The following is a 14,446-nucleotide window of genomic DNA, read 5'->3' on the forward strand; positions in this document are numbered from 1 at the left end:
GGCGGGGGTGGGGGGGCTCCACCCCCGGTTTGCCTTTGGGCCCCCCCCCCCCCCCCTCTCCGTGTCTCCACCTCCCAATCTGCCTTACCCGCCCCCCAACTTGTTGGTCGAGGTGCCGGCGACGTTGGCGCGGGCGGCGCGGATGCGGTTGAGCAGGTTCTGCTTGGCGATCGCGGCCGGGTCGTTGGCCGACACGGGGGCCGGGGTCGGCACCGGGGCCTGCGGCGAAGAGGGCGACGCGGCGGGCGACACGTGCCCGACCGAGGCGGTCCCCGAGAGCCGGTCCTCGGCGTCCACGAACCCCCCCTCGCCGTACATCTTCTTCAGCTCGCCCATGCGGACGATCCGCTCGATGCGGATGTAGCAGATCTCGTCGTAGGGGAGGAAGAACGCCCGGCCCTCGTCGCTCGTGCCGCCCTCGCGGCCGCGGAACACGACGTACTGCTCCTCGAATCGCGCGACCGAGTCCATCGACAGGACCATGCCGTTCCGCAGGCAGAAGTTCACCTGCGGGTGCGTGTCCTCCGGGATCCGCTTCTTCAACAGGTCGAGGCAGTCTTCCTTACGCATGGCTCCCCCGGGCGAGTTACGGGCCGGTCCGGCGGTCCCCGACGACCGCGAAACGGCTCCCACAATGGTAGCCCCTCGGGCGGCCGGTGTGAGACGCGATTTTCCCCCGGCGGGAGGATTTTCGGCCGCCCCGAACGACTACCCCTGGAGTTCCGGGAAGATGTCCGGGGAGAGCTTGGCGGCGGTGAGGCGGTCGCGGAGCCGCTTCTTGGCCTGGAACCGCAGGTTGGCGACGTCCTGCTCGGACAGCTCCAGCCGGGCCGCGACGTCCTGGTTCCGCCACCCCTTCACGTACATCAGTTCCAGCGCCATGAGCTTGACGTACTCGGCCCTCGTGACGAAGTCCTTGACGCACTCGCGGAGCGCGAGGCCGAGCGCGGACTCTTCCTTCTCGCGCTGCTCGGCGCTGCGGGCCAGGCTCGACGCGGGCCGCTGCCGCACGTCCGCGGCCTGGCCGAGCACCTCCTCCTCGCGGTCGGTCCCGGTCGCGACCGGCCGCCGGCCCATCTTGCGGAGCTGGTCCGTCACCTTGTGTGCGGCGATGGTGAACAGCCACGTCTGGAGGTCGCGCTTGTCGTCGAAGTTGGCGAGGCTGTTGGCGAACCCGATGAACGTCTCCTGCACCACGTCCTCGACCGAGGCGTGGTCCTTGAGCCGCCGCCGCACGTAGGCGGTGAGCCGCCCGCGGTACCGGCGGTCGATCTCCAGCCACGCGCGCGAGTCGTTCCCGCGGATCTGCTGCACCAGGACGCGGTCGGATTCGGTGGACATGGGGATCGGACGTTGGGGATCGGGGATTGGAAGTTGGGGATCGGAGGACGTACCCGCGGCCCGCACCGGTTCCAACGTCCGATCTCCGATCCCCAATCTACCGTGCGCAGCACGTTCACAAAAGATACAGCCCGACGGCGGCCCCGCACGCCAGGGCGAGCGCGCCGATCGCGAGCCAGCGGGTGAGGTAGCCGCCGGTCCACTCGTCGAGCCGCAGGAACAGGAACCCGGCGACCGCGGTGGCGGCCAGCAGGCCCAGGAACCGGGTCCCGTCGATCACCCGCTCGCGGGTGCGGAGGTCGCGGACCTGGTCGGCCGACACCTCCACATCGTACTCGACGTACACCCGGTTCGGGTCGATCTTGTTCTGCTCCAGTTCCGCCCGCTCGTTCGCGTCGGGGCCGTGAACGGTCCGCGTGTCGCGGCGCACGAACTCGTTCTTCACCTCGGTCGTGGTCGGGCGGTACGCGACAGGCGGGTCGAGTTCGGCCAGGCGCCGCTGGACGGTGTCGGCGGCGACGGTCAGCGCGTCCTCGTCGGCGTCGGTCTCGGCCGGGTACGGGAGGGTGCTGGCGACGTGCGCCTTGATCGCGGGCAGCGCCCCCGAGCGGAACGCCGGCCGCTGCGCCGCGGGCTTCGGGGCCGGCGGGGCGGGGCGGCCGAGCGGGGGCCGCTGCACGCTCACGAACTGCACGCCCTTGGCCGGCGGCCCGCCGGCCGCGCCGGCCGCGACCGTGACGGACAGCGCCTCGGCCCGCGAGCGGGCCAGTTCCGCGCGGGAGTTCTGCGCGCCGCCCGGGGGCGGGGCCGGGCGGTTGCACCCGACGAGAGCCAGCACGCCGAGGAACCCGCCGATCATGAGGACGCGGCCGAACCCGCCCCCGGAGCGGGCCTTCTCGTCCGGCACCCGCCACGGGCCGACGACCTGGGCGGCGATGGCGGCGATCACGAGCGGCGCGACCCCGGCGACGGCGGCCGACGACTCCCACGGCCACAGGAACAGGAACACGGTGGCCCAGAACGTCGCGGCGGCGACCGGGAACACCCGCACCCTCTCGCGGCGGTCGCGGTCCGTGGCGACCCACCACCGGGCCGCGGCCATTGCGAGCGCGAAGTAGAACACGTACCGCACGCCGATCGAGAACGCCTCGGGGGTGAGTCGGTGCCCGGTCCACAGCACGAGGTCGCGGGAGCTGGCGGTCCCGGTGCCGGTCGGCAGCGCCCAGCCATCGAGCCAGAACGCGAGCACGCCGAGCCCGGCCCCGCCGATCAACTGGAGCGCCCGCCGGCCCCAGGTGTTCCGGTCGCTCCGCCCCGGGAACCGGCCGAGCAGCACGACGAGCCACGTCGCGGCGGTGGCGAGCAGGAAGATGCGGCCCAGGAGCGACCACGAGTTCGCGCTCTGGAGCAGCGCCCACGGGGCGGTGCAGGCGGCGCACACGACCGGCGCGACCGCCAGCCCGCCGACGAGTTCGGCCAGTCGCCCGCGGAACGTCTCGACGCGCGGCGCGACCTTCGGGGCGAGCCCCTTCACGTGGATCGGGAGCCGGAGGCGCTCGTCGACGACCGTGTCGGCGGCCGAGACCTTCGGGTCGATCAGCGGGACGTGGGTGACCGTCGCCGAGGCGTCGCTTCGCTCGCCGCCGTACACCGCGTCGACGGCCCGCGCGAGTTCGAGCACGGTGGCAAACCGCTTCGCCGGGTCCTTCTGGAGCGCGCGGTCGAGCACGGGGCGGACCGCGGCCGGCACCTTCGTGAGGTCGGGGGCGTCGAGCTGGTGCTTCATGAGCACCTCGGCCGCGGTCTCGCCGTCGAACGGCGGCTGGCCGGTGAGCATCTCGAACAGGATGACCCCGCAGGCGTACACGTCCACGGACCGGCCGTAATTGCCGTTCTTGATCTCGGGGGCCATGTAGTGCGGGGTGCCGACGCCGCGGGTCAGTTCGCCGCGCTCGCTGGAACTCATCCGCCGCGACAGCCCGTAGTCGCCGACCTTGAGGTGCCCGTGTTCGAGGAAGATGTTCGCGGGCTTGAGGTCGCGGTGGACGACCCCCTGGTCGTGGAGGTACCCGACCCCGCGGCACAGCGCGCCGAACCACTCGCGGATCAGTTCCGCGGGGAGCCCGCTCGGGTGCCGGTTGATGACCTGCGCGAGCGACTCGCCGAACACGTACTCCATGACGACCCACTTCTCGCCCCGGGCGTCGGAGCGGAGGTCGTACAGGTGGACGAGGTTGGCGTGCTTGAGGTTGAGGCAGTGGCCGATGCCGCGGAGTTCGGCGTCGGTGTGGCCGCGGAGCAGCTTGAGCGCGACCTCCTTGCCGCCGTCGCTGACGGCGAAGTACACCTCGCCGAACCCGCCCTGGCCGACGCCGCGCTTGAGCGTGAAGCCGTCGAGCGGCCGCTGCCCCGAACGGTAGGTGAACTTGAGCGTCGTCATCGCAGCCCCCGTCGCGGGGCACACCGCCCCCTCACACGAATGATTCGCTCGCGGCGCGGGAATATTGAGGGGCCGCCCGGCCGCGCGTGGAACTGGATGAATTGGAACCGGAAAGGCGTCAGAGTGAGGCTAAAGGCCACCGACACGGCATCCCGGCAACACCTTCCGGAGATCCTCTGCACCAATCTTTGTCACCCTCGTCCCTGACACGAACACCAACTCGAGTTTTGTCAGTCCCTGAAGATCCTTCAATCCCAAGTCAGTCACTCTCGTCTGATCAATTGACAAATGACGAAGTTCCTTGAGGCCTGCGAGTTCCTTGAGGCCTGCGTCCGTTATCGATGCGCCTGACAGATGTAGCTTCTGGAGCTTTGTGAGGCCAGCAATATGACTGAGTGCGTCATCGGTCACCTTGTTCTGGCCGAGATTAAGAACAGTAAGTTCCTTGAGACCCGTGAGTTCCTTGAGACCCTCACCCTTGATGCGCGCACCCGAGAGATTTAACGATTGGAGTTTAGAGAGTCCGGCGAGATGTTTTAGCCCCTCGTCTGTGACTTTAGTAGTGTCAAGCTTGAGTGATCGAAGCTCTTTGAACCCTGCGAGTTCTTTGAGGCCATCATCCGTTAATAAGGCAAAGCTGAGGTTAAGTGATTGGAGTTTGCCAAGCTCTGCGAGTTCCTTCAGCCCTGCGTCGGTCACATTCGTCGCGGAGAGTGAGAGAAGTCGAAGTTCCTTGAGTCTGCCGAGTTCCTTAAAGTCCGCGTCATTCAACGGGGCAAAATTGAGTTTGAGCGAATGGAATGTGGTCAATTCGGCGAGATGCTTCAGGCCACCACCCGTGACTTTGGTCGAGCTGAGATCTAGGGACTGCAACTCCTTGAGCCCAGCAAGTTCTTTGATTCCCGTGTTGGTCACGGATGTCGAGCTAAGATTAAGAAATCGCAGTTCTTTAAGTTTCGCAATCTCCTTAATTCCCGTATCGGTAACAGGGCGTTGGGCAAGGACAAGGACTTGAAGCTTCGAAAGATGCGCAAGTTCTTTCATGCCTGCATCGGTCACCTTGGTGCCGAAAAGGTTCAGGAAATGAAGCTCCTTCAGGCCCCTGAGATCTTGCAAGCCACGATCAGTTACATCATCTAGTTGTAGTGATAATCCAAAAGGTTCCATAGGGGCCGGTAGTTTCGGAATAATTCCCTCTGTCCAAGGGTGGAAGCTGAAGCCTGGGAGGGTGAATTCCAGTCGGTCGGCAGAGCGAACTAGAATAAGGGCGCCGTCTTCATCCACGCTCATCCACTCAGCACTAGCTCCACCCATCTTCCACGCATCGGTGATTTCTTTTGGCAGCGGCTTCGGTGTCTTCGGTTCATCGGCACGCGGCGCGGAGGTCAGCGCACAAGCGAATACGATCAGCAGCGACATGCGGATCAGCGACATGACCGTTCCCCCGAAGCGCGGCGAGAGTGGTGTCCCGCTACATTGTAATCGATCCACGCCAATCGCCACAGCCTCTGGTCGAGGGATTCGCCCTCCCCCTACAGCAACGCGGACGCACCCCGGCTGGACGTTCGCGGTAGCGATGCGGTAGACTCGGTGCTTGGTTCGTGGAGCGTAGAGGAAAGAGTCAGGTGCACCCCAATCCTGCGTTCGTGAGCGAGTTTCGCACCCTCTTTAAGAGCGGCGCAACGGTGTCGGCGCTCGTGCGCGCGATTGCGGGGCGGTGGACGGGAGGGGCGGTCCGCGTCGACACCTTCGTGCGGGCGCACTTCCGCGAGGCGTTTCACATCCCGATGCTCCTGATCGGAGCCGAACAAGTCGAGCAGATCGCCCGCGGCGACGAGTTGGCAGCGTTCAACGACCGGATTCCGCCGCGGATGCGGGCGACGCAGCACGAATGGGACGCACCGAATCCCGCGAGCGCGGTGCCGCAGGCACGGGCCGGGTAGCGGTCAGAGGCGCGGGTCGATCGGTTCGCTCTCCAGCGCCAGCACCGCGAACGCGCACTCGTGGACGCCGCGGAGGCCGGTGCCCTTCGTGAAGCGCTCCAGCCCCTCCAGGCCGAGGCCGAACTCGCGGGCCGCGAGGCCGCGCTTCGAGCCGACGGCGCGGTGCTTCAGGCGCGACAGGTTCTCGGACATCAGGTAGTCCGGGCCGTAGATGATGCGGAGGTACTCGCGGCCGCGGACCTTCAGCGCCGGCTGCGCGAAGAACCGCTTCCCCTTCGACAGCACGTCGAACGGCTTCACCACCATTCCCTCGCCGCCCGCGTTCGTGAGATCGAGCCACCACTGCGTCGCGGCGTCCACCTGCGGGGCGTCGGCGAGGTCCACCACGCAGAACGGCGTCGCGACCAGGAGCTTCGAGCCGCCGGGTTCATCCCGGCGGTCTTCGGGCGATGCCAACTCCGCGAGCGTTCGCATGTGCCACTCGTGTGGGCGGTCAAAGTAGTGCTGGCCCTCGGTGGCGAGCAGGAAGAACGGCGCGAACCGCAGGTCCGCGACCGACTCGACCGGCCAGCAGTACCCGCGGTACGCCGCGACGAACCGCTCGGCGTTGTCGAGCTTCGCCCCGAAGCGCGCGTGAAGTTCCGACTCCGGTCGCTCACGCTCCCGGCTCGCCAAGACGCCGACGACTTCTCGCAGCGCCGCACGCGACGCCGAGCCGGTCGCGGCGTACTGCCGCCGCAACAACTCCTGCGCCTTCGCCGACCACGGCATCAGTTCGCCGTCGAACGCGAACCAGTTGGTGCCGAACTTCGCCCACCAGTCGCGCTCGGTGAGTGCGGTCCGGACGAGGTCGAGGAACGCGGCCTCGGTCGCGGGGGCGTCGAAGAACCGGCGGCCGGTTCGGGTGTAGACGATGCCGGCCTCGCCCGTCACGCCGAACCGCCGGTGCGCGGCGGCCGCGTCGCGGCACACGATCACGACGGCCCGCGAGCCCATGTGCTTTTGCTCGCACACGACCCGCCCGATCCCCTCGCGGCGGAAGTAGGCGAACGCCTCGGCCGGGTGTTCGAGGAAGTCCGGCAGCGGCGACGCCTCGACCGGCGACATCGTCGGCGGCAGGTACACGAGCCACCGCGGGTCGGCCGCGAACCGCGACACCACCTCCAGCGCCGCGGCGGCGTTCTCCTCGCGGACCGTCACCTTCCCGGCGAACGCGGTGTCGATCGTGCGGCGGCCGGCGACGTCGGCGAGGTCGAGGACATCGGGGATCGGGTGTCGGGGATCGGGTGTCGGAGAAGACGCTCCGGTCGGCGACGCGGCTGGCCCTGATTTTCCGATCCCCGATTCCCGATCCCCGATCCCCGGCGAAGCCAAGGGCCGCTTCGACACCGCGTACTCGCGCTCGGCCGGCACCGACACGAGTTCCGGGTCCGGGTACCGGAGCGCCGTGAGGCGGCCGCCGAACACGCACCCGGTGTCGATGCAGATGCACCGGTTCTCCCACGCGGGCGACAGCGTCGGCGTGTGGCCGTACACCACCGTCGCCCGGCCGCGGTAGTTGGCCGCCCAGTTCAACCGCACCGGGAGCCCGAACTCGTCGCTCTCGCCGGTCGTGTCGCCGTACAGCGCGAACGCCCGCACCTTGCCCGAGACGCGGCCGTGCATCTCGGCGGGAAGGCCCGCGTGCGCGACGACGAGCTTCCCGCCGTCGAGGACGAGGTGCGTCGGGAGCTTCGTGAGGAACCCGGCGACGCAGTCGCGGAACTCGGGCGTCTCCTTGTCGAACTGCGCGACCGACTCGGCCAGCCCGTGCGAGAGCTTCGTCGGCGTGCCCTTGAGCCACCGCAGCAGCTTGTCGTCGTGGTTGCCGAGCACGCAGTACGCCGCGCCGCGCTGGACGAGGTCCATCACGATGCGGAACACGCCGGGGGTGTCGGGGCCGCGGTCGCACAGGTCGCCGACGAACACCGGCTTCCGCCCCGCGAGGTGCCCGACGTCGTACCCGGCCTCCGTCTTGCGCACGGTGTACCCGAGCTTCTCCAGGAGCGCGAGCAGCTCCGGCAGGCACCCGTGGACGTCGCCGATGACGTCGAACGGCCCGTGGTCGCCGCGCTTGTTCACCGGCAGCGGGTACCGCACGATCTCGACCGCGTTCACCTCGTCCTCGGTGCGGAACACGAAGACGCGGCGGAACCCCTCTTCTTCGAGCCGCCCGAGCGAGCGCGCGAGTTCGGCGGCGTGGTTGCGGGTGACGTGCGGGCCGAACGGCCGCTCGGCCGCGCGCAGTTGGTTGCGCGCGTGGCACACCTCGGCCGGGAAGTCGAACACGAGAGCGACGAGCTGCGCGTGGTACTTGCGGGCCAGCTCGACGAGCGGCTTGCGGGCGTCGGGCCGCACGTTGGTCGCGTCGACGACGGTGAACCGCCCGGCCGCGAGCCGCTTCTCGCACACGAGGTGCAGCACCTCGAATGCGTGGCCCGACACGGCCTGGTTCGTCTCGTCGTCGGAGAGCATCCCGCGGAAGAAGTCCGACGACAGGACTTCCGTCGGCTTGAAGTGCGTGCGGGCGAAGGTCGACTTGCCGCACCCGCTGGGGCCGACGAGCAGGACCAGGGCGAACTCGGGGACGTGAACCGCCACAACCGCACCTCGCGAGCGAACCGGGAACCAAGACGGACGGACCCGGCACGCGGGCGCGAGGTTCGCGAGCCGGCCGATGTAGCGGGAGCGTCAGCGACCGGAGAGTTTGCTCGCGTTCGCTTGCTGGTGGTGCAGAAAATCCGTTGCGTCTTCTCGGACACTTGGGCGGCACTTCTTGTTTGCCGCAGTCTCGCGAAGCAAATCGAGTAGATCGACTCCGTCAACTTTGCGGATTCCGCTGTTCAACATGCGATTCACCATGAGCATCGGGAACCGTGACGGGCACCGCCGAACCGACTCGACAACCAACACCTCGTAACCCGCGTGCGTTTCGATCCCGTGCAGGAACGACCAGAATACGCCGAATCCGTCGTCCTCCGGGAAACGCTCGTACAGGCGGAACCAGACATCGAGATGGGCGGACGCCTTCGCGTGGGTGAAATACAGGTCCGCCAGTTCCTGAAGGCGCTTCAGCTCCACTTGCCTTTCGATCGAATGAACGGCGTCGATCGCGGCTATCACAGCTTCGATACCCTCGGCCATCACCGACGCCCTCCGCTTGCGACGCACGCATGCCCAGCGGGTTTGGGAACGCGTGCCCCCCTCACCCGGCTCGCAAAGCCTCGCCGACCTCTCCCCCGAGACCGGGGGCGAGGTGTTGCCTCGGGCCTTCTCGTGGGCGATGCGCACAGGCGAGCGTGGCGTAGTACCGACGAGCCCCACCTCTCCCCCGGTCTCCGGGGAGAGGTCGCCGCGCTTCGCGGCGGGTGAGGGGGTGCTAGGTTACAACATCACCGGTCGCGTCGTACGCTTCGTGCGCTCCCGGCTCGCCCCGCTCACTTCAGCAGGTCGGCGGGGGTCGTTTCCGCCCAGTCCTTCGGCCCCTTGAACTTGAACCGGGTCGGCTTGTACTCGCCCACCAGGGTCACGTCGGTCTTCTCGGGGATCTTGTCCTCCAGGCCGGCGGCCCACAGGCACCCGTTCACCACCAGCCGCCGCGTCGCCTCGAACCCGAGGTCCTCCGAGCCGCCCATCGTCGTACAGAACGCGCGGCCCTCCTTGCCCTCGCCGAGCTTGTACGTGCGGGTCCACGCCACCGGCATCATCGGGTCGTTCTTCTTCCCCGCGACCGCCTTGGAGTCTGGCAGCAGCGTCTCGGTCACCTCGCCGAGCACGAGGATGTCGCTCCCCATCGGCGGGGCCGCGGTGTACACGTCGGTGGTGCCGAAGATCTCGCCGTCCTTGATCCCCTTGAGGATCGGGCTCTTCGCGCCGGCCTCGGTCACCTTCCCGCGGGTGCCCTCCTTGCCGTGGCTGCCGTGGTGGTTCACCCACTTCTCGCCGAGCACCTGCCGGCCGAACCCGCCCTCGTAGCCCTTCACGTTGCTCCCGTTGCCGAACCGGGCGTACGTCTTCCCGCCGGGGATGTTGAAGGCGTGCGTCGAGGTCCGCAGCCCGACCACCGGCTTGCCGGCGTCGAGGTACTCGGCGACGTGCTTCATCTGGTCGTCCGGCAGGTCGAGGAACCGCGCGAGCACCACGAACAGGTCGGCGGTCTTGAGCGCCTCCAGACCCTGCACGTTGTTGATGGTCGCGTTCACGAAGTTGGTCTTCGGGTCGGTCGTGAACAGCACCGTACACTTGAACCCGAGCCGCTCGGAGAGGATCTTCGCGAGCTGCGGGACCGCCTCCTCGGAGCGGTACTCCTGGTCCCCGCTCAGGAGGACGACGTGCTTGCCCTTGCCGGGGCCGTCCTTCCCCTCGAGGACCACCGGCTTGTACTCGTCGGCGGCGGGCGCGAGGGCCGGGGCCGCGAGCAGCGCGACGGCGGCGAGCGTGCGGATCAGTTTCATGGCAGCTACTGGGGGTTGAGAGGTTCGGTTGGCGTGCGCGGTCAGTATACGCCGCCCGCCCCGGCCGGTACACTGCCTGAACCACGCACGGGGAGTTTGACATGTTCCGCGCGCTGTTCTGCGGGGTGATCGCGGTGACGCTTCCGACCGACGCTTTTGCGCAGGCCTACCAGCGGCCGCCGAAGGCCGTGACCGACATCCTCGACGCCCCGCCGCCGCCGGGCTTGTCCGTGAGCCCCATGGGCGACACGGTCCTGTTCGTGCGGACCACGCGGTACCCGTCGATCGAAGAGGTCGCGGCCCCGCAACTGCGGCTCGCCGGGCTGCGGATCGACCCGCGGACCAACGGCCCGGCCCGGCCGTTCTTCATCACCGGGCTGTCGGTCCAGGCGCTGCCCGACGGCAAGCCGTTCGAGTTCCACCTGCCGAACCACGGGCGGCCCGGCTATCCCGCGTGGGCACCGGACGGCAAGGGGTTCGCGTTCACGGTCACCACGCCCAAGGGCATCGAACTCTGGGTCGGCGAGGCGAAGCCCGAGGGGACGCTCCGGCAGGTGACCGGCGTGACGCTGAACGCCGCGATCGGCGACGCCTTCCAGTGGATGCCCGGGAGCGAGTCGCTGCTCGTCCAACTGGTCCCAGAGAACCGGGGCGAGCCGCCGGCCAAGCCCGTCGCGCCGGCCGGCCCGGTGGTGCAGGAGAGCGACGGCAAGGCCGCCCCGGTGCGGACGTACCAGGACCTGCTCCAGAGCCCGCACGACGAGGCGCTGTTCGCGTACCACGCCACGTCGCAGCTCGCGATCGTGACCCCCGGTGACAAAGACAAGCTGGTCCGGCTCGGCGAACCGGCCATCGTGCTCGGCTCCGACCCGTCGCCCGAAGGCCAGTTCGTTCTCGTCGCCCGCGTGGTGAAGCCGTTCTCGTACCTGCACCCGTACTCGGCGTTCCCGCGGGTCGTCGAGGTGCTGAGCGCCGACGGCAAGGTCGCGCGCACGGTCGCCGAGCTCCCGCTGCAAGACAAGGTGCCCATCGAGGGCGTGCCGGTCGGCCCGCGGGCGGTGCGGTGGGTACCGACCCAGCCGCACACGCTGATCTGGGTCGAGGCGCAGGACGAGGGCGACCCGCGGAAGAAGGCCGAGTTCCGCGACGCCGTGTTCACGTCCGCGGTCGAGGGCCGCACGTCGGAGCTGATGAAGCTCGAACACCGCTTCGCCGGGATGGACTTCTTCCCGACCGGCAACCGCATGCTGGTCCGCGACTACGACCGCGAGCGGAAGTGGGGCCGCACGCTCCTGGCCCCGACGACGAACCTGCTCGCGTCCACGGAACCGAAGGTGCTGTTCGAGCGGTCGGTGCAGGACCGGTACGGCGACCCGGGCACCCCGCTGGGCCGGACGCTCCCGAGCGGGCACCGCGTGCTGCGGACCGCGGGCGACCCGGCCGGGAACGTGATCTGGCTGTCCGGCCCCGGCGCGTCCCCGAAGGGGGACCGCCCGTTCCTCGACAAGTTCGACGCGGGCACCGGCAAGGCGACCCGCGTGTTCCAGTCGGCCGAGAACCTGTACGAGGACGTGGCCGCGGTGCTCGACGCGAAGGGGTCGCGGTTCCTGATCCGCCGCGAGTCGCCGACCGAGCCGCCGAACTACTTCTTCCGCGACGCGAACCACGAGCTCCAGATCACCAAGAACACGGACCCGGCCCCGGAACTTCGCAAGGCGACGAAGGAACTCGTGACGACCAAGCGGGCCGACGGCACCGCGATCACCTTCACGCTGCACCTGCCGCCCGGCCACACCAAGGACGGCCCGAAGGTTCCCGCCGTGTTCTACGCCTACCCGGTCGAGTTCGCGTCTTCCGACACCGCCGGGCAAGTGGCCGGGTCGCCGCTGCGGTTCACCACCGTCACCGGGTACTCGCACCTGTTCTTCCTGACGCAGGGGTACGCGGTGATTGAGGTGTCGATGCCGGTGGTCGGACCGCCCGCGTCCGCGAACGACACGTTCGTCGATCAGCTCGTCTCGAACGCGAAGGCGGCGATCGACAAGGCGGCCGAGTACGGCATCGACACGACCCGCGTCGGGGTGATGGGCCACAGCTACGGCGCGTTCATGACCGCGAACCTGCTCGCGCACTCGGACCTGTTCCGGGCCGGGATCGCCCGCAGCGGCGCGTACAACCGCACGCTCACGCCGTTCGGGTTCCAGAACGAGCGCCGCACGTTCTGGGAGGCGCCGGCGGTGTACGCCGCGATGTCGCCGTTCAACCACGCCACCAAGATCAACGAGCCCCTGCTGCTGATCCACGGCGCGGCCGACAACAACCCGGGCACGTTCACGGTGCAGAGCGAGCGGATGTACGCGGCGGTGCGGGCCAACGGCGGCACGGTGCGGCTGGTGCTGCTCCCGCACGAGTCGCACGGGTACGAGGCCCGCGAGTCGGTCGAGCACGTGCTGTACGAGCAGTTCGCGTGGTTCGACAAGTACGTGAAGGCCGCGAAGCCGAAGTAGCGCCCGCCGAGTGCGGGTTCCCCGGACAGGTGAGGTCGCCATGCCGCCGACGCTCGAACAACTCGGTCTCGACCAACTGAGCCCCGAGGACCGGCTCGCGCTAGCCGAGGCGCTGTGGGAAAGTGTGGCCCGCGAGATCGAAGCCGAACCGGTCCCGGCGGCACAGCGGACCGAACTGGAGCGGCGGCTCGCGGACAGCACGGCACGCCCCGACGCGGTCACGCCGTGGGAGGTCATCAAGGCCCGCGCGCTGGCGAGGGCCAAGACGTGAACCTGCCCCTCGTCCTGCGTGCCGAGGCGGAAGCGGAGTTCGACGAAGCGTTCGACTTCTACAACGACAAGCGCACGGGGTTGGGGGTCGAGTTCGTGGCCGAGGTGCAACGGGTCTTCGATCGGCTCTCGGCGAACCCGCTGATTCACCGGGAAGTGTTCGCGGACGTCCGCAAGAGTGTCGTCCGCCGGTTCCCCTACTGCGTCTTCTATCGGCCGCACCCGGACCGCGTCGAGGTTCTCGCGGTGTTCCACACGAGCCGCGACCCACAAATCTGGCAGTCACGGGCGTGACGTGCGCTGCGGGGCACCGGGTCCGGGTGGAATCCGTGCATACAACACGTTCGTGAGCCACATTGAAGCTGTGCGACCCGACGGCCCCAGAGCGGAACCGGCATGCCCCATTCGAACTCGCCCCGCCTCGTCCTCGGCATCGACGGCGGGGCCACCAGTACGGTCGCCCTGCTCGCCGAGGCGGACACCGGCCGCGAGGTCGGCCGCGGGGTCGGCGGCCCGTCGAACATCAACGCGGTGGGCATCGACCCGTCGCTGCGGGCGCTCGACGAGGCCGTGGCCGCGGCGTTCGCGGTGGCCGGCCGGCCCCGCCGCGCGGCGGCCGCAGCGGCCCTGGGCCTGGCCGGGGTGGACCTCGCCGGGACCGACGTGATCCGCGGGTGGGCCGAGCGCGCGAACCTGGCCGACCGGGTGTCGATCGCCAACGACGCGACGCTCCTGTTCGCCGCCGGCACCCCCGACGGGTGGGGGCTGGCCGTCGTCGCCGGCACCGGGTCCATTGCGTTCGCCCTCGACCAACAGGGGAACGCCGCGCGGGCCGGCGGGTGGGGCTACCTGCTCGGCGACGAGGGGAGCGCGTACCGCACCGGCCTGCTCGCGATCCGGGCCGCGTGCCGCTCGGCCGACGGCGTCGCCCCGCCGACGAAGTTGCTCCCGGCGCTCATGGACCGGTTCGACGTGTCGGACCCCCGCGAGATCATCCCGGTCGTGTACGGCTCCGGGTGGGACAAGGCCGCCATCGCCGGGCTCGCGCCGGCGGTGCTGGAACTGGCCCCCGACGACCAGGCCGCCGCGGCCATCGTCGACGAGCAGGCGCTGGAGTTGGCCAAGACCGCCGCCGGCGCGATCGCCACCGGCCGGCTCCCGCCGCACGACATTCCGATCGCACTCACGGGCGGGATGTTCCTGCGGAGCGAGCCGTTCCGCACGCAGTTCCTGGATCACCTGAAGTTGTACGACGTGACCCCTGGTCCGGTCGGGCTGGTCGAGGACCCGGCCGTCGGCGCGATCGCGATTGCCCGGAAACTGCTGGAGCCGCGGTAAGGGGCAGGGGACAGTCGCTGTCGGCGGCAGAGGACAGAAGTCAGAAGTCCGTCTGCAAGCAGCGGGTATGCTCCTCTGTCCTCTGTCCTCTGTCCTCTGTCCTCTGTCCTCTGT

The 14,446-nt window shown here is 68.9% G+C and carries 12 protein-coding genes; 5 read left to right on the top strand and 7 right to left on the bottom strand.

The annotated features are described in order from the left end of the window. Nucleotides 1–84: 84 nt before the first annotated feature. The 4 genes from ACTIGN_RS09735 to ACTIGN_RS09750 form a co-directional block, all read right to left on the bottom strand. A complete protein-coding gene (locus ACTIGN_RS09735; RefSeq protein WP_439623250.1) occupies nt 85–570 on the bottom strand; it encodes a hypothetical protein in 486 nt (161 codons plus the stop codon). A gap of 138 nt (nt 571–708) precedes the next feature. Further along, complete coding sequence (locus ACTIGN_RS09740; protein ID WP_439623252.1) at nt 709–1,341, bottom strand: RNA polymerase sigma factor; 633 nt, start codon at nt 1,339–1,341, stop codon at nt 709–711. A 115-nt stretch (nt 1,342–1,456) separates the two neighbouring features. Then, nucleotides 1,457–3,781, bottom strand: a complete 2,325-nt coding sequence (locus tag ACTIGN_RS09745; protein ID WP_439623254.1) for a serine/threonine-protein kinase — start codon at nt 3,779–3,781, stop codon at nt 1,457–1,459. A gap of 129 nt (nt 3,782–3,910) precedes the next feature. Continuing rightward, nucleotides 3,911–5,215 (bottom strand): leucine-rich repeat domain-containing protein, encoded by a 1,305-nt coding sequence (locus tag ACTIGN_RS09750; RefSeq protein ID WP_439623256.1) that lies wholly within the window; start codon nt 5,213–5,215, stop codon nt 3,911–3,913. Nucleotides 5,216–5,406: 191 nt separating this feature from the next. Here ACTIGN_RS09750 and ACTIGN_RS09755 point away from each other — a divergent pair, with 191 nt between their 5' ends. Continuing rightward, the gene (locus ACTIGN_RS09755; RefSeq protein ID WP_439623258.1) at nt 5,407–5,724 is read left to right on the top strand and encodes a hypothetical protein; all 318 of its coding nucleotides are present in this window, start codon (nt 5,407–5,409) and stop codon (nt 5,722–5,724) included. A gap of 3 nt (nt 5,725–5,727) precedes the next feature. On the opposite strand, the gene ACTIGN_RS09760 is transcribed toward ACTIGN_RS09755, so the two are convergent. The 3 genes from ACTIGN_RS09760 to ACTIGN_RS09770 all read right to left on the bottom strand — a co-directional run bounded on the left by ACTIGN_RS09760 (nt 5,728) and on the right by ACTIGN_RS09770 (nt 10,217). Then, the gene (locus ACTIGN_RS09760; RefSeq protein WP_439623260.1) at nt 5,728–8,364 is read right to left on the bottom strand and encodes a polynucleotide kinase-phosphatase; all 2,637 of its coding nucleotides are present in this window, start codon (nt 8,362–8,364) and stop codon (nt 5,728–5,730) included. Nucleotides 8,365–8,454: 90 nt separating this feature from the next. After that, nucleotides 8,455–8,907, bottom strand: coding sequence for a hypothetical protein (locus ACTIGN_RS09765; protein WP_439623262.1), 453 nt, complete (start codon nt 8,905–8,907; stop codon nt 8,455–8,457). 293 nt (nt 8,908–9,200) lie between these two features. Next, entirely contained in the window at nt 9,201–10,217 is a 1,017-nt protein-coding gene (locus ACTIGN_RS09770; protein WP_439623264.1) for a ThuA domain-containing protein, read from the bottom strand. Nucleotides 10,218–10,318: 101 nt separating this feature from the next. Here ACTIGN_RS09770 and ACTIGN_RS09775 point away from each other — a divergent pair, with 101 nt between their 5' ends. From ACTIGN_RS09775 to ACTIGN_RS09790, 4 genes are all read left to right on the top strand, one after another. Then, the gene (locus ACTIGN_RS09775) at nt 10,319–12,724 is read left to right on the top strand and encodes an alpha/beta hydrolase family protein (RefSeq protein WP_439623266.1); all 2,406 of its coding nucleotides are present in this window, start codon (nt 10,319–10,321) and stop codon (nt 12,722–12,724) included. 40 nt (nt 12,725–12,764) lie between these two features. Beyond that, nucleotides 12,765–12,995, top strand: a complete 231-nt coding sequence (locus ACTIGN_RS09780; RefSeq protein ID WP_439623268.1) for an addiction module protein — start codon at nt 12,765–12,767, stop codon at nt 12,993–12,995. Then, complete coding sequence (locus ACTIGN_RS09785) at nt 12,992–13,288, top strand: type II toxin-antitoxin system RelE/ParE family toxin (RefSeq protein WP_439623270.1); 297 nt, start codon at nt 12,992–12,994, stop codon at nt 13,286–13,288. The genes ACTIGN_RS09780 and ACTIGN_RS09785 overlap by 4 nt, the downstream gene beginning before the upstream one ends. A gap of 102 nt (nt 13,289–13,390) precedes the next feature. Continuing rightward, complete coding sequence (locus ACTIGN_RS09790; protein ID WP_439623272.1) at nt 13,391–14,332, top strand: N-acetylglucosamine kinase; 942 nt, start codon at nt 13,391–13,393, stop codon at nt 14,330–14,332. Nucleotides 14,333–14,446 lie beyond the last annotated feature (114 nt).

The organism is Gemmata sp. (genome assembly GCF_051859125.1).
Classification (GTDB): Bacteria; Planctomycetota; Planctomycetia; order Gemmatales; family Gemmataceae; genus Gemmata.